19 protein-coding genes are annotated in these 19,312 nt (G+C 71.8%); 15 read left to right on the top strand and 4 right to left on the bottom strand.

All coding sequences use genetic code 11. The features are described from left to right. Positions 1-229 precede the first annotated feature (229 nt). From ACLF3M_RS31440 to ACLF3M_RS31430, 3 genes are read left to right on the top strand one after another with little or no spacing between them, the layout of a single operon-like run. On the top strand, positions 230-1,867 hold the full coding sequence (locus ACLF3M_RS31440) for a transglycosylase SLT domain-containing protein (protein ID WP_430660972.1): 1,638 nt from the start codon (positions 230-232) through the stop codon (positions 1,865-1,867). Between the two features lie 38 nt (positions 1,868-1,905). Further along, entirely contained in the window at positions 1,906-2,445 is a 540-nt protein-coding gene (gene moaB / locus ACLF3M_RS31435) for a molybdenum cofactor biosynthesis protein B (RefSeq protein WP_430660971.1), read from the top strand. Continuing rightward, positions 2,442-3,113 carry an SDR family NAD(P)-dependent oxidoreductase gene (locus tag ACLF3M_RS31430; protein ID WP_430660970.1) on the top strand — a complete coding sequence of 224 codons (672 nt, stop codon included), beginning with the start codon at positions 2,442-2,444 and terminating at the stop codon, positions 3,111-3,113. Before moaB ends, ACLF3M_RS31430 begins: the two co-directional genes overlap by 4 nt. A 57-nt stretch (positions 3,114-3,170) precedes the next feature. Here ACLF3M_RS31430 and ACLF3M_RS31425 read toward each other — a convergent pair whose 3' ends face one another. Then, positions 3,171-4,022 carry a peptidase gene (locus ACLF3M_RS31425; protein ID WP_430660969.1) on the bottom strand — a complete coding sequence of 284 codons (852 nt, stop codon included), beginning with the start codon at positions 4,020-4,022 and terminating at the stop codon, positions 3,171-3,173. Between the two features lie 127 nt (positions 4,023-4,149). Between ACLF3M_RS31425 and ACLF3M_RS31420 the strand changes: the two genes are divergently transcribed. From ACLF3M_RS31420 to ACLF3M_RS31390, 7 genes are all read left to right on the top strand, one after another. Then, positions 4,150-4,995, top strand: coding sequence for an IclR family transcriptional regulator (locus ACLF3M_RS31420; RefSeq protein WP_430660968.1), 846 nt, complete (start codon positions 4,150-4,152; stop codon positions 4,993-4,995). Further along, positions 4,992-6,086, top strand: coding sequence for a four-carbon acid sugar kinase family protein (locus ACLF3M_RS31415; RefSeq protein ID WP_430660967.1), 1,095 nt, complete (start codon positions 4,992-4,994; stop codon positions 6,084-6,086). Before ACLF3M_RS31420 ends, ACLF3M_RS31415 begins: the two co-directional genes overlap by 4 nt. Further along, positions 6,083-7,105, top strand: a complete 1,023-nt coding sequence (pdxA, locus tag ACLF3M_RS31410; protein ID WP_430660966.1) for a 4-hydroxythreonine-4-phosphate dehydrogenase PdxA — start codon at positions 6,083-6,085, stop codon at positions 7,103-7,105. The genes ACLF3M_RS31415 and pdxA overlap by 4 nt, the downstream gene beginning before the upstream one ends. Continuing rightward, positions 7,105-8,205: an iron-containing alcohol dehydrogenase gene (locus tag ACLF3M_RS31405; protein ID WP_430660965.1), complete on the top strand. Its 1,101-nt coding sequence runs from the start codon at positions 7,105-7,107 to the stop codon at positions 8,203-8,205. Before pdxA ends, ACLF3M_RS31405 begins: the two co-directional genes overlap by 1 nt. Next, entirely contained in the window at positions 8,205-9,356 is a 1,152-nt protein-coding gene (locus ACLF3M_RS31400; protein WP_430660964.1) for a sialidase family protein, read from the top strand. The genes ACLF3M_RS31405 and ACLF3M_RS31400 overlap by 1 nt, the downstream gene beginning before the upstream one ends. A gap of 25 nt (positions 9,357-9,381) precedes the next feature. Then, positions 9,382-10,353 carry a Bug family tripartite tricarboxylate transporter substrate binding protein gene (locus ACLF3M_RS31395; protein WP_430660963.1) on the top strand — a complete coding sequence of 324 codons (972 nt, stop codon included), beginning with the start codon at positions 9,382-9,384 and terminating at the stop codon, positions 10,351-10,353. Positions 10,354-10,484: 131 nt separating this feature from the next. Continuing rightward, positions 10,485-11,843 (top strand): LLM class flavin-dependent oxidoreductase, encoded by a 1,359-nt coding sequence (locus ACLF3M_RS31390; protein ID WP_430660962.1) that lies wholly within the window; start codon positions 10,485-10,487, stop codon positions 11,841-11,843. Here the strand turns inward: ACLF3M_RS31390 and ACLF3M_RS31385 are convergent, their stop codons facing one another. Continuing rightward, on the bottom strand, positions 11,844-12,620 hold the full coding sequence (locus ACLF3M_RS31385; RefSeq protein ID WP_430660961.1) for a helix-turn-helix domain-containing protein: 777 nt from the start codon (positions 12,618-12,620) through the stop codon (positions 11,844-11,846). A gap of 128 nt (positions 12,621-12,748) precedes the next feature. On the opposite strand from ACLF3M_RS31385, the gene ACLF3M_RS31380 reads away from it, so the two are divergent. The 5 genes from ACLF3M_RS31380 to ACLF3M_RS31360 all read left to right on the top strand — a co-directional run bounded on the left by ACLF3M_RS31380 (position 12,749) and on the right by ACLF3M_RS31360 (position 17,054). Then, entirely contained in the window at positions 12,749-13,162 is a 414-nt protein-coding gene (locus ACLF3M_RS31380; protein WP_430660960.1) for a hypothetical protein, read from the top strand. 320 nt (positions 13,163-13,482) lie between these two features. Then, a complete protein-coding gene (gene sdhC, locus ACLF3M_RS31375) occupies positions 13,483-13,926 on the top strand; it encodes a succinate dehydrogenase, cytochrome b556 subunit (RefSeq protein ID WP_430660959.1) in 444 nt (147 codons plus the stop codon). A gap of 10 nt (positions 13,927-13,936) precedes the next feature. After that, entirely contained in the window at positions 13,937-14,362 is a 426-nt protein-coding gene (gene sdhD, locus ACLF3M_RS31370) for a succinate dehydrogenase, hydrophobic membrane anchor protein (RefSeq protein ID WP_430660958.1), read from the top strand. Positions 14,363-14,429: 67 nt separating this feature from the next. Continuing rightward, positions 14,430-16,253 (top strand): succinate dehydrogenase flavoprotein subunit, encoded by a 1,824-nt coding sequence (gene sdhA / locus ACLF3M_RS31365; RefSeq protein WP_430660957.1) that lies wholly within the window; start codon positions 14,430-14,432, stop codon positions 16,251-16,253. A gap of 18 nt (positions 16,254-16,271) precedes the next feature. After that, positions 16,272-17,054, top strand: a complete 783-nt coding sequence (locus ACLF3M_RS31360; protein ID WP_430660956.1) for a succinate dehydrogenase iron-sulfur subunit — start codon at positions 16,272-16,274, stop codon at positions 17,052-17,054. 78 nt (positions 17,055-17,132) lie between these two features. On the opposite strand, the gene ACLF3M_RS31355 is transcribed toward ACLF3M_RS31360, so the two are convergent. Together ACLF3M_RS31355 and ACLF3M_RS31350 are read right to left on the bottom strand one after the other, a co-directional pair. Beyond that, positions 17,133-17,723 (bottom strand): DUF938 domain-containing protein, encoded by a 591-nt coding sequence (locus ACLF3M_RS31355; protein WP_430660955.1) that lies wholly within the window; start codon positions 17,721-17,723, stop codon positions 17,133-17,135. Next, positions 17,720-19,297 carry a bifunctional metallophosphatase/5'-nucleotidase gene (locus ACLF3M_RS31350; RefSeq protein ID WP_430660954.1) on the bottom strand — a complete coding sequence of 526 codons (1,578 nt, stop codon included), beginning with the start codon at positions 19,295-19,297 and terminating at the stop codon, positions 17,720-17,722. The genes ACLF3M_RS31355 and ACLF3M_RS31350 overlap by 4 nt, the downstream gene beginning before the upstream one ends. Between the last annotated feature and the right edge of the window lie 15 nt (positions 19,298-19,312).

Below are 19,312 nucleotides of genomic sequence, written 5' to 3'. Positions count from 1 at the left end.
GTGATTGTGGGGTTGCGCCTGCCGTGAGGGCGCCTGTAGGGGAGTCGCCGCCATGCGAGCGATCTGCCCCATGGCCCGGCGTCTCCGCGGGATCGCGGCCCCTTCCAGGGCCCTGGTCCTCCTCCTCGGGGCGACGATGATCGCGGGGGTTCAGGCCCCCGCCTTCGGGCAACGGGCCGACCAGACCGCCATGAGCGTCCCCCGTCCCCTCCGGGGTGGGATCGCCGGGTTGCCACAGCCCCTGGCGCCGTCGGACGCGGCGCGGCTTCACCGTATCTTCGAGCTCCAGTCCCGGGGCGAGATGGCGGCCGCCGCGCGTGAGGCCGAGCGCCTGGATGACCGCCGGCTGATGGGCCATGTCCTGGCCGATCGCTGGCTGCGCGGGCACGACCCCGGCGTGGCGGAGCTGCTGGCCTGGTTCGGCGACCATGCCGACCACCCCGACGCGCCGGCGCTGCACGCGCTGCTGGTCCGCAAGGCGCCGGCCGGCACGATGCTGCCGCCCGCCCCCGACCAGGCCGCGCTGTCGAATGGCGAGGTCGTGCCGGAGGAGCGCGAGCCCCTGCCGGGCGGCGTGACCCGCAACGCCGCCCTCGACCGCACCGTGCGCGACCGCGCGCGCGACGGCGACGTCGCCGGCGCTCTGGCCGCCATCACGCGGTCCCGCGCCAACGCGACCTATGCCGCGCTGCTGCAGGCCGACATCGCCCAGGCCTTGCTGCAGCTCGGCCGCGACGACGACGCGTTCCGCCTGTCCGCCGAAGCCACCCGCAACGCCGCCGGCGCTGCCTTCCCGCCCTTCGTCGCGGGCCTCGCGGCCTGGGGCGCGGACCGGCCCGACGTCGCACTGCCCTATTTCGAGCAGGCCGCGCGCGCCGACTTCGCCTCCCCCGCGATGCGCGCGGCTGCGGCCTTCTGGACCGCGCGCGCCGCGGTTCGCGCCCGCCGGCCGCATCTCTACGTGCCCTGGATGATGCAGGCTGCGCAGGAGCCGCGGACCTTCTACGGCATGATCGCGCGCCGCGCGCTCGGCCTGCCCAACAGCTTCGCCTGGGAACGCGAGGTCGCCGGCGTCAGCGAGGCAGCGGCGGTGGCCGAGACCGCCGCGGGCTGGCGGGCGCTGGCCCTGCTGCAGGTTGGCCAGCGCGAGCGAGCGGAAGCCGAGATGCGAGCGCTCTGGCCGCGGGTGCAGGGCAATGCCGGCGTGATGCGCGCGATGCTGGTCGTCGCCTCCACCGCGGGGATGAACGACCTCGGCGCGCAGCTGGCGTCCCTGCAGCAGGGCGCCGACGGACGCCCGCGCGACTTCGCTCGCTTTCCCCTGCCGCGGCTCGCGCCGGAGGGCGGCTTCCGCATGGATCCCGCGCTGCTCTACGCGCTGGCGCGGCAGGAGAGCAATTTCGACCCCGAGGCCGTCAGCCGCGCCGGCGCGCGCGGGCTGATGCAGATCATGCCGGCGACGGCGAGCTACATCACGGGCGACGAGACGCTGCGCGGCGCGGGCGCCCAGCGCCTGCACGAGCCTGGCTTCGCCCTCGAGGTCGGTCAGCGCTACGTGCTGTATCTCGCGCGGCACGAGCAGGTGAATGGCGACCTGATCCGGCTGCTCGCGGCCTACAACAACGGGCCGGGCAACCTCTCGCGCTGGCAGCCCGCGCTCAGGCACCGGAACGATCCGTTCCTCTTCATCGAGAGCATCCCGGTGACGGAGACGCGCAGCTTCGTGCAGCGCGTCATGGCCTATTCCTGGATCTACGCCGCGCGTCTCGGCCTGCCGTCGGAGAGCCTGGATGCGCTGGCAGCCGGGCAGTTCCCGCATTTCACGGAAGGCCGTGCGGCCGCGAGGGTGGCGGCGACGCGGCGATAGGGGCTGCGTCGCGGCCCCCGGCGCCCTATCTTCCCGCCATGCCGATCGATGAATCCCGCACCTTCCTGCCCGTCAACATCGCTGTCCTGACCGTGTCGGACACCCGCGACCTGGCGTCGGACCGCAGCGGCGACACGCTGGCCGAGCGCATCGCCAAGGCCGGCCACAGGCTCGCCGCACGCGAGATCTGCAAGGACGAGGCGGACGTCATCGAGGCGACGCTCCGCCGCTGGATCGCCGATCCCGCCATCGACTGCGTCATCACCACCGGCGGCACCGGCATCACCGGCCGCGACGTCACGCCCGAGGCCTTCGACCGTGTGCTGGAGAAGGAGATCACCGGCTTCGGCGAGCTCTTCCGCATGCTGAGCTACGCGAAGATCGGCACCTCCACGATCCAGTCGCGCGCGATCGGCGGCGTGTCGGGCGGGACCTACCTGTTTGCGCTGCCCGGCAGCACCGGGGCCTGCAAGGACGCCTGGGATGACATCCTCCTGTTCCAGCTCGACAGCCGGCACCGGCCCTGCAACCTGGTGGAGCTGATGCCGCGGCTGCAGGAACATCTGCGCGCGGCATGAGGCACGCGATCGTCACGGGCGCGAGCTCCGGCATCGGCGCCGCGATCGTGGACCGGCTGCTGCGCGAGGGCTGGCGCGTGACGGGCATAAGCCGCCGCGATCCCGGGCGCGCCGAAGCCGGCTACGATCACCTGCCGCTCGACATCGAGGACCACGCGGCGGTCCGCGCCGCGCTGGCGGAGTTGGCGCCGGACGCGCTGGTGCATGCGGCGGGGCTGATGCGCGGCGGACCGCTCGGCCAGTTGGATCACGAGGCCGGCCGCACACTCTGGCGCCTGCATGTCGAGGCCGCCGCGGTCATCGCCGACGCGCTGGCGCCGCGCCTGCCCGAAGGCGGCCGCATCGTCCTGATCGGCAGCCGCGGGTCGCAGGGCGTCGCGGGCCGCAGCCAGTACGGCGCGACCAAGGCCGCGCTCGTCGCGATGGCGCGGGCCTGGGCGCTGGAGCTCGCGCCGCGCGGCATCACCGTGAACGTCGTCTCACCCGCCGCGACCGATACGCCGATGCTGCGCGACCCCGCCCGCGCCGCCATGCCGCCGAGCCTGCCGCCGATCGGGCGGCTGGTGACGCCGGAGGAGGTCGCGGCGCTGACGGCGTTCCTGCTGGGCCCGGAGGCCGGCGCGATCACCGGCCAGCAGGTGTTCGTCTGCGGGGGGGCGTCGCTGTAATTCCCTCCCCCGCTCGCGGGGGAGGGTCAGGGTGGGGGTGCTTCGTTGGCGCGCCGGTCAGGCGATCGGCACCAGCCGCGTCAGCCTGTTCGGATTCTGCTCCGAGAGGTAGATCACCCCGTCCGGCGCGCGCCACATGCCGTGCGCCCCGTTCAGCACCGGCCGGCACCGCCCGACCAGCCTCCCGCTGCCGTCGATCCGCGTGAGCCGCGGCACCTGGTCGGTCACGAGCAACCCACCGGCGCCGTCGCCATGCACCGACATCGGCTTGTGGTGGTCCGGCCAGTCCGCGAGCCAACGGCCTTCCGGCGTGAAGACCTGCACGCGGTTGTTCTCGCGGTCCGCCACCGCGACCCGCCCATCCGGCAGCACCCAGATGCCGTGCGGCGTGGAGAACTGCCCGGGCCCCGCGCCGGGCTCGCCCCAGCGCCCCATCGGCGTGCCCTCGGCGCTGAAGCGATGCACGACGCTGGCGCCGTAGCCGTCCGCGACATAGATCGTGCCATCGGCTGCGAAGGCGACGTCGCAGGGCGCGTTGAAGGGCTCGTTCGCATGCCCGCGTCGGCCAAGGCCGCCAAGGCGTCGTCCGTCCGCGCTGAACACGACGATCTCATGCATGTCGCGATCGACGACGAAGACCCGGCCGTCGGGATGCACCGACAGCATGTGGCCATCCGCCACCTCCTCGCCGCCCCATGCCGTAAGGCGCCGGCCGTCCGGTTCCAGCACCACCACCGCGGGCGTCACGGGATCGACGGCGGGGTCGGTGCGAAGCTGCGCATAGACGCGGCCTTTGCCGTCGCAGGCGACATCGGATAGCACGCCGACGCCGGGCGGGATGTCGCCCCAGGGACGCTCCACGCGGTAACGGACGAGACCAAGCGAGACGGTCAGATCATGGCGGGGCATCGGGGTGGCTCTCGGGGTGGTGTGATGCAGCCTCGCACGAGGCGCTTGACCCGTGCCATGGCCCTCCCGTAGCTTGCGTGCATTCCGAACATGCGTTCGGAATCCGATCTATTGAAGGAAATCGAGCGTGCCGGAAGGCGACGCGACACAGGGGAGGAGGCTCGGCTCCGCCGTCGCGGCGAACCCGAAGAACCAGGTCCAGTCCGTGGGCAAGGTATTCGCCGTGCTCAAGGCCTTCGGCCCTGGATCGCCCGAGCTGACGACCGCCGAGGTCGCGGCGCGCGCGGGCCTCGATCGCGGCACCGCCTTCCGCCTGATCCATACGCTGATCGACCTTGGCTATGTCCGCGCCGTCCCCGCGACGCGACGCTATCGCCTGACGCTGCGCTGCCTCGAGCTCGGCTTCGCCGCGCTGTCCGCGGGCGACCTGCCCTCGCATGCGACGCCGCTGCTGCGGGAAGCCGTGCCCGGTGTCGCGGACGCGGCCTCGCTCGGCGTGCTCGACCGTGGCGAGGTGATCTACCTCGCGCGGGTCGAGGCCGCGCTGGAACGCCACGGCCTGGTGCGGCGGCCCGGCACGCGGATCGGCGCCTATGCCACGGCGCTGGGCCAGGCGATCCTGGCCTGGCTGCCGCGCGCGGACCAGGTCGCGCATCTGCACGCCGTGGAGCGCGTGATGCTGTCGGAGCGCACGCTGACCGGGATGGATGCGCTGCTCGCGCGACTCGATGAGGTGCGGGCGCGCGGCTATGCGGTCGCGGACGGCGAGAACGCCTATGGCCTGCGCACCGTCGCGGCGCCGGTGCTGGACGCGTCGGGCGCGCCGGTCGCCGGCGTCAGCCTGACCATCGCCACGACGCGCGAGGAACTGGCGCCCTTCGTCGCGCATGCGGCGCCCGAGGCGCTGCGCATCGCCGGCGAACTCGGCGACGGGCTGCGCCTGTCGCTCGGCGCGATCGGGTTGCGGCCATGACGACGCCCTTGCTGCGCCTGGTGGCGGACGACCTGACCGGCGCGCTGGACACGGCCGCGGAGCTGACGGGCCTCTGCGGTCCCGTCCCGGTGCGCTGGGATGCGACGGTGACGACCGGCAGCCTGGCGCTGGCGACCAACACGCGCGATGTGCCGCGCGAGGTCGCGGTCCGCCGCGCGCGCGACGCCGCCGCGATGCTGGAGGGTGCGACGATCGCCTTCCGCAAGATCGACAGCCTGCTGCGCGGCCATCCCTTCGCGGAACTCGCCGCCGGCCTGCAGGCGGGCCGCGTGCGCAGCGTGGTGCTCGCGCCGGCCTTCCCCGCGCAGGGCCGCGTGACGCGCGGCGGCGTGCAACACGCGCGCGACGGCGAGGGCTGGCGCGCGGTGGGCGACATCGCCGCGATGCTGGCGGCCGAGGGCCTGGACAGCGTTCGCGGCGACGCCGCGCGCCCGCTGCCGGAGGGCATCTCGGTCTTCGACGCCGGGACCGAGGACGACCTGCGCCGCGTCGTCGCCTGCGGCGAGGCCGCGCGCGGCCCGGTGTTGTGGTGCGGCAGCGGCGGGCTGGGGCGCGCGCTGGGCGCGGCGGGGCCGGTGCGCGCGGAAGCCACGCTCCGGGGCCCGGTGCTCGGGTTGTTCGGGTCGGATCATCCCGTCACGGCGCGGCAGCTCCAGGCCTGCGGCGACCGCGCGCTGCGCGTCCCGGAGGAAGGCGATCCCCGCCGCATCGCGCATGCGCTGTCGCGCCACGGGGCGGCGCTGGTCAGCCTGGATCTGGCGCCGCTGCCGCGCGACCTCGCCGCGCAGCGGATCGCGCGGAGCTTCGCGCGGCTGACGCAGCGTCTCGATGCGCCGGGCACGCTGCTCGTCGCGGGCGGGGAGACGCTGGCCGGCCTCTGCGCGGCGCTCGGCGCCGAGGCGCTGGAGGCGACCGGGCTGGTCGCACCCGGCGTGCCGCGCTCGGTGATGCGCGGCGGGCGCTGGGACGGCGTGGCGGTGGTCTCGAAATCCGGCGCCTTCGGCGCCGACGGCTTCTGGCGCGACCTGCTAGCGCGCAACGGCTTCATCGCGGAAATGCAGACGACATGAGCGCCAGGCACCTCGCAATCACCATGGGCGATCCCGCGGGGATCGGGCCGGAGATCATCGTCAAGGCCTGCAACGCGCTGGCGCCGCGCATCGCGGCGGGCGAACTCGGGCTGCTGGTCATCGGCAGCGGCCCCGCGCTGGACCGCGCGCGCGCGCTGGTCGGCGGCGAGGCGATCCCCGAGGTCGGGATGGAAGGCGACTGGCCGGCGCTGGCGTTCCTGCAGGCCGCCCCCGAGGGTGCGCCGATCGAGACCGGCGTGCTGTCCGCCGATGGCGGGCGGCTGGCGTTCCACGCCGTGGAGAAGGGCGTGCGCCTGGCGCAGGCCGGCCGCGTCGGCGCCATCGTCACCGCGCCGCTGAACAAGGAAGCGCTGAACAAGGCGGGCTTCCACTATGCCGGCCATACCGAGATGCTGGCCGAACTGACCGGCGTGAAGGGCAGCGTGATGCTGCTGGCCCATGGCAACATGCGCGTCAGCCACGTCACCACGCATTGCGCGCTGGAAGACGTGCCGAAGCGCGCGACGCCGCAGCGCATCCGCCTGGTGCTCGACCTCACGCAGAAGGCGCTGCGCGACCTCGGCATCGAGCGGCCGCGCATCGCGGTCGCCGCGCTGAACCCGCATGCCGGCGAGGGCGGCCTGTTCGGCATGCAGGACATCGAGGTGACGGCGCCGACCATCGCGCAGGCCGTGGCGGACGGGATGGACGTGACGGGCCCGGTGCCCGGCGACACCGTCTTCGTGAAGTTGCGCGCCGGCCAGTTCGACGCGGTGGTCGCGATGTACCACGACCAGGGGCACATACCGGTGAAGCTGCTCGGCTTCCACGTGGATCCCGCGACGGGGAAGTGGGACGCGCTGTCCGGCGTCAATGTCACGCTCGGCCTGCCGGTGATCCGCACCTCCGTCGATCACGGCACCGCCTTCGACATCGCGGGCAAGGGCATCGCGAGCGAACGCAGCCTGATCGAGGCCATCGAATACGCCGAGGCGCTGACGGCGCGGAGGGATCACTGATGACCGACCTGACGACCCCGATCGAGATCCTCCGCCCGCAGCGCATCGAGTTCGGCGTGGGCCGCGCGCCCTTCGTCGGCGAATGGGCGGCGGAGCGCGGGCTGAAGCGCATCCTCGTCGTCGCCGGCCGGTCCAACGCCGCGCGCGCGGACAAGCTGGCGCTGCAGGGCCAGGTCACGGTCTTCGGCGAGGTCAAGCCGGAGCCTGACATCCCGAACCTCGACGCCGCATTGGCGGTGGCGGCGCGCGTGAAACCCGACCTCGTCATCGGCTATGGCGGCGGCAGCGCGCTCGATCTCGCCAAGCTCGTCGCGGTGCTGCCGGGCAGCGGGCAGACCATCCATGACGTGGTCGGGCCGGAGAAGGTGAACGGCCGCCGCGTCGCGCTGGTGCAGGTGCCGACGACGGCGGGCACGGGCAGCGAGGCCGGGACGCGGTCGCTGGTCACCGATCCTGCGACGCAGGCGAAGCTCGCGGTGCAGTCGCGTCACATGCTGGCGGACCTCGCGGTGGTGGATCCGGCGCTGACCATGACCGTCCCGCCCGCGGTCACCGCCGCGACCGGAGTGGACGCGCTGGCGCATTGCACCGAGGGTTTCACCAGCAAGCGCGCGCATCCCCTGATCGATCTCTACGCGCTGGAGGGCATCCGGCTGGTGGGCCGCTACCTCCCCCGCGCTGTCGCTGACGGCAGCGATGCCGAGGCGCGGGCGGGGCTGGCACTGGCCTCGCTCTATGGCGGCTATTGCCTCGGGCCCGTGAACACGACGGCGGGGCACGCCGTGGCCTATCCCCTGGGCACGCGCCATCACGTCGCGCATGGCCTCGCCTGCGCCGTGATCTTCCCGCACACCCTCGCCTTCAACGCGCCGGCGGTGGAAGAGAAGACGAAGCTGGTGCTGGAGGCGCTCGGAACGCGCAATGCCTATGAGTGGTGCGCGTCGCTCGGGATGGAGATGCGCCTTTCGAAGCTCGGCGTGCCGGAGGACGACCTGCCGGTGATGGCGAAGGAGGCGCACGCCATTCGCCGCCTGCTGGACTGGAACCCGCGCGACATTTCCGAAAGCGAAATCCTCGCGATGTACCGGAGGGCCTTCTGATGTCGGACGTCCTCGACCGCTCCCCCGACCTGAGGCCGGCGCCCGGCGATCCCGGCCGCGCCGACGCCTTCATCCCCACGCCCTGCATCCAGAACCACGCGGCCTTCCTGCATGTGCTGCCCGGCGGAGGGCTCGGCTGCGTGTGGTTCGGCGGCACGCAGGAAGGCGTGCCCGACATCTCCGTGCATTTCTCGCGCCTGGTGGATGGGCGCTGGACCGAAGCCGTGAAGCTCTCGGACGACCCCACGCGGTCGGAGCAGAACCCGCTGCTGTTCACCGCGCCGGACGGCAGGCTCTGGCTGCTCTGGACCGCGCAGGTCTCCGGCCACCAGGACACCGCTGTCGTGCGGCACCGGATTTCCGAGGATGGCGGCAGGAGCTGGGGCCCGATCTCCACGCTGATCGACCGCAAGGGCCTCTTCATCCGCCAGCCCATCGTCGTTGCGCAGAGCGGCGACTGGCTGCTGCCGGCCTGGCTGTGTCCCACGCCGCCGGCCGGCGCCTGGCGCGGGGACGAGGACACCTCGCTGGTGATGGTCTCCTCGGACCAGGGAAAGACCTGGACAGGGCACGACGTACCGAACTCCACCGGCGCCGTGCACATGGACATCCTGCCGCTGCAGGACGGCACGCTGCTCGCGCTGTATCGCAGCCGTTGGGCGGATTTCGTCTACGCGTCGCGTTCGATCAACGGCCGCGACTGGTCGGCGCCGGAGCCGACGGAACTGCCGAACAACAACTCCTCCATCCAGGCGCGGGTGCTGGCCAACGGCCATGTCGCGCTGGCCTACAACCATTCCTCGGCCGCGAACGCCACGGACCGCCGGACGTCGCTCTACGACGACCTCGGCGAGGACATGGCGGTGGAGATCCCCGCCACCGGCCGCAGCGCCTTCTGGGGCGCGCCGCGCGCGCCGATGACCATCGCCATTTCCGAGGATGGCGGCCGCACCTGGCCGCATCGCCGCGACGTCGCGACCGGCGACGGCTACTGCCTGACCAACAACTCCAAGGACAGGCTGAACCGCGAATTCTCCTACCCCAGCATCCTGCAGACGCCGGACGGCGCGCTGCATCTCGCCTTCACCTGGTGGCGCCAGGCCATCCGCCATGTCCGCGTCACCGAGGACTGGGTGAAGGCCGCATCCTGAACGAATCGTCGAGGAGGAAACAGCCATGCAACGCCGTACCCTGATCGCCGCCGCCACGCTTGGCATGCTGCAGGCGCCCGCCGTCTTCGCGCAGGGCACCTGGCCCACGGGCCGCCCGCTGCGCGTCATCTGCCCCTGGCCGCCCGGTGCGGCGAACGACATGCTGGCCCGCCTGACCGCCTCGCGCCTGCAGGAGAGGCTCGGCGCGACCGCGATCACCGAGAACAAGACCGGCGGCGCCGGCCTGGTCGGCACGCGGGAGGTGCTGGGCGCCGCACCCGACGGCTACACGCTGCTCGCGTCAGCCTTCAACACCGCGGTGATGCCGCTGGTCCTCAAGAACGCCAATTTCGACCCGCAGACCGACCTCGAGGTCTGCGCGCGCACGGCGCAGGCGCCGCTGGTCATGGCGATCGCCGGCAACCGCCCGGAGCGCACGCTTACCGAGGTGGTCGCGGCCGCGAAGCGCAACCCGCGGCAATGGTCGATCGCCATCACCTCGCTGGGCGCGGCCAGCCACCTCGCGACGATCGAGCTGAACCGGCGGACGGGCGCGGATCTCGAGATGGTGGCCTATCGCGGAACCCAGCCCGCGCTGCAGGACCTGATGGCGGGCAACGTGCAGCTGCTGATCGATCCCTCCTTCAACCTGCTGCCGCACACCGAGGGCGGGCGCATCCGCGCGCTCGGCATCGCGTCGAAGGAACGCTCGCCGCTGGCGCCGAACGTGCCGACCATGGGCGAGGCCGGGCTGCCGGGCTACGAGTTCCAGTCCTGGTACGGGGTCTGGGCACCGAAGGGCACGCCGAACGACATCGTCCAGCGCATCAACGCGCTGATGCAGGAGACGATGCGCGACCCCGCCATCGTACAGCGCCTGACGCAGCAGGTCCTGGAGCCCGTGACCGAGAGCACGGACGAATCCCGCCGCTTCATCGCGAACGAGATCGTCCGCGCGACGGAGCTGCTGCGCAGCGTGAACTACCAGCCGGAGTGACGCGCACTGCTGTGGCGGGGAAGCTGTTTCTCCGCCGCGGCGCCCACGTGGGATGAATCCCGCGCGGCCATGACACCAGCGCATGTGGCGCCGGACGCCATAGACGATGTGCGCGGCGCTGTTATCGGCGCATGCTGGGGCATCGAAGCGAGCCCCGCGCCATGCCGAACCGCCAGCTCCATCTCGGCGCCTTCATGCGCCCCGTCACAATCCACACCGGCGCCTGGCGCTATCCCGGCGCCTGGCCCGACGCGAATTTCAGCTTCCCCAAGCTGAAATACCTGATCCAGGCGCTGGAGGCCGCGAAGTTCGACGCCTTCTTCATGGCGGACCACCTCGCGCTGCTGAACATGCCGATCGAGGCGCTGCGCCGCAGCCACACCGTCACCAGCTTCGACCCGCTGATCCTGCTGCCCGCGCTCGCGGCGGTGACGGAGCGCATCGGCCTGATCGCGACAGCGTCCACCACCTACAACGACCCCTATCATGTCGCGCGGAAATTCGCCTCGCTGGACCACATCTCGAACGGGCGCGCGGGGTGGAACCTGGTGACGACGGCCAATCCCGACGCCGCCGGCAATTTCGGCCATGACGTCCACAGGGCGCATGGCGAGCGCTACAAGCGCGCGCGGGAATTCTATGACGTCGTCACCGGCCTCTGGGACAGCTTCGCCGACGACGCCTTCATCCGCGACGCCGCCAGCGGGATCTTCTGGGACCCGTCGCGCATGCATGTGCTGGATCATGTCGGCGAGGAGTTGTCGGTGCGCGGCCCGCTCAACGTCGCGCGGCCCGTGCAGGGCTGGCCGGTGATCGTGCAGGCCGGCGCGTCCGACGCCGGCCGGCAGATCGCCGCCGAGACCGCCGAGATGGTCTTCGCCGCGGGCGGTCCGCTCAAGGACGCGCAGGCCTTCTACGCCGACGTCAAGGACCGCGCGGCGCGGATCGGGCGCAACCCCGACTTCATCAAGATCCTGCCGGGCTGCCTGACGGTGGTCGGCGAGACGGTGGAGGAAGCGCGCGCGATGCGGGCGAAGCTCGACAGCCTGGTGCACCTTGAAAGCGCGATCGGGTCACTGTCGGTCGCGCTCGGCGTGGATGCGCGGCAATTCGGCCTGGACGGCCCGCTGCCGGACATCCCGGAGACCGAAAGCAGCAAGAGCGGGCGGGAGCGCGCGATCAACCTGGCGCGGCGGGAGAACCTGACCGTGCGGCAGCTCGCGCAGCGGCTCGGCGGTTATGCGGGGCTCGCGATGGTCGGCACGCCGCAGACCATCGCGGACGAGATGGAGGAGTGGCTTGAAGCCCGCACCTGCGACGGCTTCAACATCATGTTCAGCCATGTGCCGGGCGGGCTCGAGGCCTTCTGCGAGAAGGTCGTGCCGGAACTGCAGCGGCGCGGGCGGTTCAGGACGGAATACGAGGGGACGACGCTGCGCGAGCATCTCGGGCTGCCGCGGCCGGAGAATCGCTTCTTCCCACGGGGCTGACTACTCCGCCAGCGCCCCGGCCGTCGCCGCGTCAGCCGGAAGAAACGCCTCGATCGCGATCTCGGACAGCGTCACGTCCACCGGCGTCCCGAACACCGTCGTCGTGGACAGGAAGGCCAGCTCCGTTTCCCCGACACGCAGCCGCAGCGGCACCGCCACGGCCCCGGCGTCGTGATCGACCCGCAGCGGACCGCCGCCGGGATACCCGCGCAGCTCCGCCAGCAGCGCGACCAGCACGGTGTCCGCGGTCTGCTCGGCCTGGCGGCGGAGCCTCTCCAGGATATGCGCGCGCCACTCCGACAGATTGACGACGCGCGGCGCGATGCCCTCGGGGTGTAGCGCGAGCCGCATCAGGTTCACCGGCGGCCGCAGCAGGGTGGGGGCGACACCCTCCAGCAGCGGCGCCACGGCGCGGTTCGCGTCCAGCATCGTCCAGTGCCGGTCGAAGGCGAGGGCGGGGAAGGGCTCATGCGCCGCCAGCACGCGGGCCACGACGGCGCGCGCGCCCGCCATCGCCGGATCGTCCCAGGCGCGCTGGGGGTAGTGCGGCGCGAAGCCGGCGGCGACCAGCAGCAGGTTGCGCTCGCGCAGCGGCACCTCGAGCTGCTCGCAGAGGTGCAGCAGCATCTCCCGGCTCGGCTTCGAGCGGCCGGATTCCACGAAGCTCAGGTGCCGCTGTGAGATCTCGGCCTCGCTGGCGAGCGCCAGCTGGGACAGGCGCCGGCGGCGGCGCCATTCGCGGATCAGGCCGCCGACATCGCGGGTCATCACGGTCATGGACGCATCCTGCCGCGCCGCGCGCCGCGTTTCGATTACCTCCGACGTCATCGCTTCGCGGGCCCGGCGTCGCGATCCTCGGCGCCAGCGGGACGGCGATAGGGCCGCCCGCCGAGGAGGACGACAGCATGGACACCACCATCGCCACCCCCGCCGCGATCCGGCCTTCGCGCCTGTTGCGCCTGGCGCTCGGCGCCGACGCCATCGCCTCCGGCACGCTCGGGGCCCTGGCATTGGCCGGCGGGAGCTCGCTCGCCGCGCCGCTCGGGCTGCCGGGCGCGCTGCTGCAGGGCGCCGGCGCCTTCTGCATCGCCTACGCCGCCCTCGTCGCCCGGATGGCACGGCGGGACGCTCTGCCGGCCTGGCTGGTCTGGCTCGTCGTCGGCGGCAACGCCGTCTGGGCCGCGGACAGCTTGCTGCTGCTGGCCTCGGGCTGGGTGGCGCCTACCGGGCTCGGCATCGCCTTCGTCGTTGCCCAGGCGATCGCGGTGGCCGTCTTCGCCGCCGCGCAGTATGCGGGGCTGGCGCGCTCCACGCGCTGACGTCACCCCAGCAGCAGCTTCACCAGCGTCGCCAGGGCGGCGCCGCCGGTGAGCAGCTTGTGGATGAGGTCGAACCATCGCTGCCCGCGGGACGGGCGAGGCGGCACGGCTCCTGGCGGGCGACTCGGACCGGGTCGGGGCATGGGAATATGATAACATTCCTAAGCCCCGACCGTCATGTTCAAAACGTCACCCAGACCGCCACGCCTCCCCGCGTTGACGCTATGGCGCAGTGCACCATAAAGAGACGGGTGAGGAAGATGCGCAGGTGTCGTCGAGGCCCTCGGGCCCGGACATGATGCGCGATCGGGAGCGTAGTCATGTCCGTCATGAAGGACTCGCGCGAGGCGACCATGATCGGTCGCCGGTCGGACGGCACGACCATCCGCCGCCCGTTGTCCCCGCATCTGCAGGTCTATGACATGCTGCAGATGACCAGCGCCATCTCGATCTCGCATCGCGTCACCGGCATGATCTGGACTGTCGGCGTAGTAGTGATGAGCTGGTGGCTGATCGCCGCGGCCTCCGGCGCCTCCGCCTTCGCCACGGCGCAGTGGTTCCTCGGCTCCTTCCTCGGCGTGCTGTTCCTGATGGGGCTGACGGCGGCGGCGTGGTTCCACACGCTGGCCGGCATCCGGCACCTCGCCTGGGATGCGGGCTGGGGCTACGACATCCCGACGACCTACAGGACCGGCCGCGCGGTGCTGGTCGGCACCGCGGTGCTGACGGCCCTTACCTGGCTGATGCTGCTGATCTCCTGGTGAGGGGCTGACCATGTCTCATTCCACCTCCGGCCAGCCTCCCCGCCAGGCGCAGATGCAGGCGCCGCTGGCGCGCGTGCGGGGCCTCGGCGCCTCCCACTCCGGCGCGCATCACTGGTGGATGCAGCGCGTCACCTCCATCGCGCTGCTGCCGCTGATGATCTGGTTCATCGTCGCCATGGCGACGAATGCCGGCATGACCCATGCCGAGGCCCTGGTCTGGATCGGCCGGCCCTTCAACGCGGTGCTGCTGCTCGCGCTAATCGGCCTGACCTTCCACCACACGGCGTCGGGCCTGCAGGTCGTCATCGAGGACTACACGAACAACGAATGGACCAGGATCGCCCTGGTTTTGATGACCAAGGGCGCCTGCTGGCTGCTCGGCATCGCCGCGGCGCTCGCGGTGCTGCGGATCGCGGTCCTGAGGATTGCAGTCTGACCGCCGAGGCACGATTTCCCATGCGCGGGCCCTATCCCGGGCCCGGGCCTGACACACGGACGGCACGATGAACGCCATCTCCAAGCCCCATGTTGGTCCCAATGGGGGCGCCTACCGGATCGTGGATCACACCTACGACGTCGTGGTGGTCGGCGCCGGCGGCGCGGGGCTCCGCGCGACCTTCGGCATGGGCGCGGCGGGGCTGAAGACCGCCTGCATCACCAAGGTCTTCCCGACGCGGAGCCACACCGTGGCCGCCCAGGGCGGCGTCGGCGCCGCGCTCGGCAACATGGGCGAGGACGACTGGCGCTGGCACATGTACGACACCGTGAAGGGGTCGGACTGGCTCGGCGACCAGGACGCCATCGAATACATGTGCCGCGAGGCGATCCCCGCCGTCATCGAGCTCGAGCATTACGGCGTGCCCTTCAGCCGGACCGAGGACGGCAAGATCTACCAGCGCCCCTTCGGCGGCCACATGCAGCATTACGGCAAGACGCCGGCGATGCGCGCCTGCGCCGCCGCCGACCGCACGGGCCACGCGATCCTGCACACGCTCTACCAGCAGTCGCTCAAGCATGGCTGCGAGTTCTTCGTCGAGTATTTCGCCCTCGACCTCATCATGGACGACGAGGGCGCGTGCCGCGGCGTCACCGCCTGGTGCCTCGAGGACGGCTCGATCCACCGCTTCCGCGCGCAGACCGTGGTGATGGCGACCGGCGGCTACGGCCGTGCGTATCTGTCGTGCACCTCGGCGCATACCTGCACCGGCGACGGCAACGCGATGGTGCTGCGCGCAGGGCTCCCGCTGCAGGACCAGGAATTCGTGCAGTTCCACCCGACGGGCATCTACGGCGCGGGCTGCCTTATCACCGAGGGCGCGCGCGGCGAGGGCGGCTACCTCACGAACTCCGCGGGCGAGCGCTTCATGGAGCGCTACGCCCCGACCGCGAAGGACCTGGCCTCGCGCGATGTCGTGTCGCGGGCCATGTCGGTCGAGATCCGCGAGGGCCGCGGCGTCGGCCCCCACAAGGACCACATCCTGCTGCACCTCGAGCACCTGGGTGCCGAGCTGCTGCATGAGCGCCTGCCCGGCATCAGCGAGACCGCGAAGATCTTCGCCGGCGTCGATGTCACGAAGGAGCCGATCCCGATCCTGCCGACCGTGCACTACAACATGGGCGGCATCCCCACGAACATCCACACGGAGGTCCTGCGCCCGACCCGCGACAACGAGGACGCCATCGTTCCCGGCCTGATGGCGGTGGGCGAGGCCGCCTGCGTGTCGGTCCACGGCGCGAACCGGCTCGGCACCAATTCGCTGCTCGACCTCGTGGTGTTCGGCCGCGCCGCGGCGCATCGCGCGTCGGAGACGATCAAGCCCGGCGCGTCGCAGCCGCCGCTGCCGTCCAACGCTGGCGAGCGCGACCTCGACCGCTTCGACCGCATCCGCAACGCGAAGGGCGGCACGCCGACCAGCGAGCTGCGCGTGCAGATGCAGCGCACGATGCAGACGCATGCCGCAGTGTTCCGCTCGACCGACAGCCTGAAGGAAGGGGTCGAGAAGATGCGGAAGATCTGGGGCGGGATGGGCGACCTGAAGATCGCCGACCGCAGCCTGATCTGGAACAGCGACCTGATGGAGGCGCTGGAGCTCGACAACCTCCTGGGCAATGCGATGACGACGATCGTCAGCGCCGACGCCCGCAAGGAAAGCCGCGGCGCGCATGCCCAGGAAGACTTCCCCGAGCGCGACGACGCCAACTGGATGAAGCACACGCTGGCCTGGTGCGACGGCGACGGCAATGTCCGCCTGGACTACCGGTCGGTGAAGATGCGCACCCTCACCAACGAAGTTCAGGTCTTCCCGCCGAAGGCGCGGGTTTACTGATCAAGGCGACCCGCTGACATGGCCACCTTCACCCTTCCCAAGAACTCCACGATCACCGAGGGCAAGCGCTATCCCGCGCCCTCGGGGTCGAAGAACGTCAAGTCGTTCAGGATCTACCGCTGGGATCCCGACAGCGGCGACAACCCGCGGACCGACACCTACGAGATCGACCTCGACCAGTGCGGCCCGATGGTCCTGGACGCGCTGATCAAGATCAAGAACGAGATCGACAGCAGCCTGACCTTCCGCCGCTCCTGCCGGGAGGGCATCTGCGGCTCCTGCTCGATGAACATCGACGGGCTGAACACGCTCGCCTGCCTCAAGCCGATCGAGGACGTGAAGGGCGACGTGAAGATCTCCCCGCTGCCGCACATGCCGGTGGTGAAGGACCTGGTGCCGGACCTCTCCCAGATCTACGCGCAGCTCCGCAGCGTCGAGCCCTGGCTGAAGTCCGACACCCCGCCCCCGCCGGATGCCGAGCGGCTGCAGTCGAAGGAGGAGCGGGCGAAGCTCGACGGGTTGTGGGAGTGCATCCTGTGCTTCTGCTGCACCACGGCCTGCCCGAGCTACTGGTGGAACGGCGACCGCTATCTCGGTCCGGCGGTGCTGCTGCAGGCCTATCGCTGGATTGCGGACAGCCGCGACGACCACACCGGCGAGCGGCTCGACAACCTCGAGGACCCGTTCAAGCTGTATCGCTGCCACACCATCATGAACTGCGCGCGGACCTGCCCGAAGGGGCTGAACCCCGCGCAGGCCATCGGCGAGATCAAGCAGATGCTCGCGACGCGGGGCGGGTGATCGCTATCTCCCCCGCTCCTTGATTTCCCTCCCCCGCAATCGGGGGAGGGAACCGGGCGTGCGGGCGAGGAGCGTTCGCTACTTCCTTCGCATCACCACCGTCACGTTGTTCGCCGGCATCTCGGTCACGCTCGGCGCGTCGAAATCCTCTCCCGCCGCCGCCACGAAATCCTCCAGCCGTCGCACGCCCCATGCGGGATCCCGCGCCCGCAGATCCGCGTCGAAGGCCAGGTTCCCCGGCGCCGTCTCCACGCCCGCTCTGAACCACGGCCCGTAGAGCACCAGCGGCGAGCGCGCGCGCAGCACGCGCGCTGCCCCGCGCAGCAGCCCCAGAGCCGCGCTCCAGGGTGCGATATGGATCATGTTGATGCAGAGCACGGCATCGGCGCGCTCCACCGTCCAGTCCGAGGTCGCGTCCAGCACGATCGCCCGGCGCACATTCGGCAGCCCCGCGCACCAGGCGTCGCAACTCGCGACGTTGTCGGGATCGGGATCGCTCGGCTGCCAGTCCAGACCCGGCAGCGCCGCCGCGAAGAACGCGCAATGCTCGCCGCTGCCGCTCGCGATCTCCAGCACCAGGCCGCGCGCGGGCAGCACGCCGCGCAGCACCGCCAGGATCGCCTCGCGGTTCCGTGCCGCCGCCGGCGCGAACCGGCGAGGATCGCTCATCGCAGCGCGATCCGCCCGTCCGTCATCGGCGACAGCGGCGAGCGCGTGCCCATCCAGGCCGACACCACCTCCTCCACCAGCGGCCCGGTGTCGTAGGAGTCCAGCGCGGCGTCGCGGAAGGGTGCGTAGCCGTCGCCGCCGCGGCGGAGGAAGTTGTGCGTCACCACGCGATAGGCGCGCTCGTTGTCGAGCGGCCCGGCGCGCTCGCCGGCCAGCACCTCCGCCGAGACCAGGCGCTGCCCCGCCGGGCGGGACATGTCGGCGACGATCCGGATCCCCGCGACCTGCGGAAAGCGCCCGCCGCCGGGCTGCGAGAGGCCGTTCTCCAGCGCCGCGCGCAGGTCGCCGCCGCGGATCGTCAGCGTCGCCAGCGTGTTGCCGAAGGGCATCGTGGTCAGGACGTCGCCATAGGTGACGGTTCCCGCCGGCAGGCTCGCGCGGATGCCTCCGCCATTGTGGATCGCAATGTCGGATCCGGGTGCGGCGGCCAGCAGCGCCTCCGCGATCACGTTGCCGATCGCGCATTCCGCCTGGCGGCAATTGCCGTTGTCGAAGGCGGATGTCGCGCTGGCCACCGGCCTCGCGCGCAGATCGCCTAGCGGCTCGGCGAAGCGCGCGACGACGGCCAGCGCCTCCGCATCCTCCGGCATGTCCGGCGTGATCTCCGTCGCGTCGCCCTTGTGCGCGACGACGCGGCCGCCCTCGGCCAGGTCCAGGTCGAGCCGCCCGACGAAGCGCCCCAGCGCGCCGGCCTGCACGATGCGCACCGTGCGGTCGCGCCCGTCCACCAGCACCGGCGCCGGGCCTTCGGCGTCGGGGCGGTTCGCCAGGATCGTGTGCGAATGCCCGCCGACGATCGCATCGATCCCCGCGACGCGCGCCGCCATGCGCCGGTCCGCCTCGATCCCGCGATGAGACAGCACGACGACCGTCGCCGGTCCCTGCGCGCGCGCCTCGGCCACCGCGCGCTCCGTGACCTCCTCGGCGTTGCGGAAGCGCAGGCGCGGCCCGGGCGAAGCGACGTTCGGCGTCGTCTCGGTGATCAGCCCGATCACCACCACGCGCTGCCCGCCGCGCGTGAGCTCGACCGCCGGCCGGACCTTGCCGTCCAGCGCGGGCTCCGCCGAGGTGTCGAGGTTCGCCGCCACGATCGGCTTGCGCAGGATATCGAGGTAGCGCGCCAGATTCTCCGGCCCGTGGTCGAATTCGTGGTTGCCGAGCGCCATCGCCTCGACGCCCCACAGATGCTGGATCGCCGCTTCCGCGGCGCCGCGATGCAGCGTGTAGAACAGGCTGCCCATGAACTCGTCGCCGCCGTCGAGCGTCAGCGTCGCGCGCCCCTCGGCCTCCGCCGCGGCGCGCGCGGCCTTCACCGCCGCGACCAGGCGGGCGCTGCCGCCGAGGCAGGGATCGGCGACGCGGCAGGACGCTCCATTGGCCTGGCCGCCCTCGTGCCGGCTGTGGAAGTCGTTGACGTGCACCAGGCTGACCCGGGTGCTGGCCTGGCCCAGGGCAGGGCGCAGCGCGGGGATCGCGAGAGGGGCGGCGAGGAGGAGGCGTCGGCCGAGCATCATGGCCGCAGCTTTGCC

The organism is Falsiroseomonas sp. HW251 (assembly GCF_050563545.1).
Taxonomy (GTDB): Bacteria; Pseudomonadota; Alphaproteobacteria; order Acetobacterales; family Acetobacteraceae; genus Falsiroseomonas.
This window is presented reverse-complemented; position numbering and strand designations above follow the sequence as displayed.

Coding starts and splice junctions, on each gene's coding strand:
- ACLF3M_RS31415 (WP_430660967.1), top strand. CDS start 4,992: ATGACGACGCCCTTGCTGCGCCTGGTGGCGGACGACCTGACCGGCGCG.
- ACLF3M_RS31400 (WP_430660964.1), top strand. CDS start 8,205: ATGTCGGACGTCCTCGACCGCTCCCCCGACCTGAGGCCGGCGCCCGGC.
- ACLF3M_RS31350 (WP_430660954.1), bottom strand. CDS start 19,297: ATGATGCTCGGCCGACGCCTCCTCCTCGCCGCCCCTCTCGCGATCCCC.
- ACLF3M_RS31355 (WP_430660955.1), bottom strand. CDS start 17,723: ATGAGCGATCCTCGCCGGTTCGCGCCGGCGGCGGCACGGAACCGCGAG.
- sdhC (WP_430660959.1), top strand. CDS start 13,483: ATGTCCGTCATGAAGGACTCGCGCGAGGCGACCATGATCGGTCGCCGG.
- ACLF3M_RS31430 (WP_430660970.1), top strand. CDS start 2,442: ATGAGGCACGCGATCGTCACGGGCGCGAGCTCCGGCATCGGCGCCGCG.
- sdhD (WP_430660958.1), top strand. CDS start 13,937: ATGTCTCATTCCACCTCCGGCCAGCCTCCCCGCCAGGCGCAGATGCAG.
- ACLF3M_RS31425 (WP_430660969.1), bottom strand. CDS start 4,022: ATGCCCCGCCATGATCTGACCGTCTCGCTTGGTCTCGTCCGTTACCGC.
- ACLF3M_RS31405 (WP_430660965.1), top strand. CDS start 7,105: ATGACCGACCTGACGACCCCGATCGAGATCCTCCGCCCGCAGCGCATC.
- ACLF3M_RS31360 (WP_430660956.1), top strand. CDS start 16,272: ATGGCCACCTTCACCCTTCCCAAGAACTCCACGATCACCGAGGGCAAG.
- ACLF3M_RS31395 (WP_430660963.1), top strand. CDS start 9,382: ATGCAACGCCGTACCCTGATCGCCGCCGCCACGCTTGGCATGCTGCAG.
- ACLF3M_RS31390 (WP_430660962.1), top strand. CDS start 10,485: ATGCTGGGGCATCGAAGCGAGCCCCGCGCCATGCCGAACCGCCAGCTC.
- sdhA (WP_430660957.1), top strand. CDS start 14,430: ATGAACGCCATCTCCAAGCCCCATGTTGGTCCCAATGGGGGCGCCTAC.
- pdxA (WP_430660966.1), top strand. CDS start 6,083: ATGAGCGCCAGGCACCTCGCAATCACCATGGGCGATCCCGCGGGGATC.
- moaB (WP_430660971.1), top strand. CDS start 1,906: ATGCCGATCGATGAATCCCGCACCTTCCTGCCCGTCAACATCGCTGTC.
- ACLF3M_RS31385 (WP_430660961.1), bottom strand. CDS start 12,620: ATGACCGTGATGACCCGCGATGTCGGCGGCCTGATCCGCGAATGGCGC.
- ACLF3M_RS31380 (WP_430660960.1), top strand. CDS start 12,749: ATGGACACCACCATCGCCACCCCCGCCGCGATCCGGCCTTCGCGCCTG.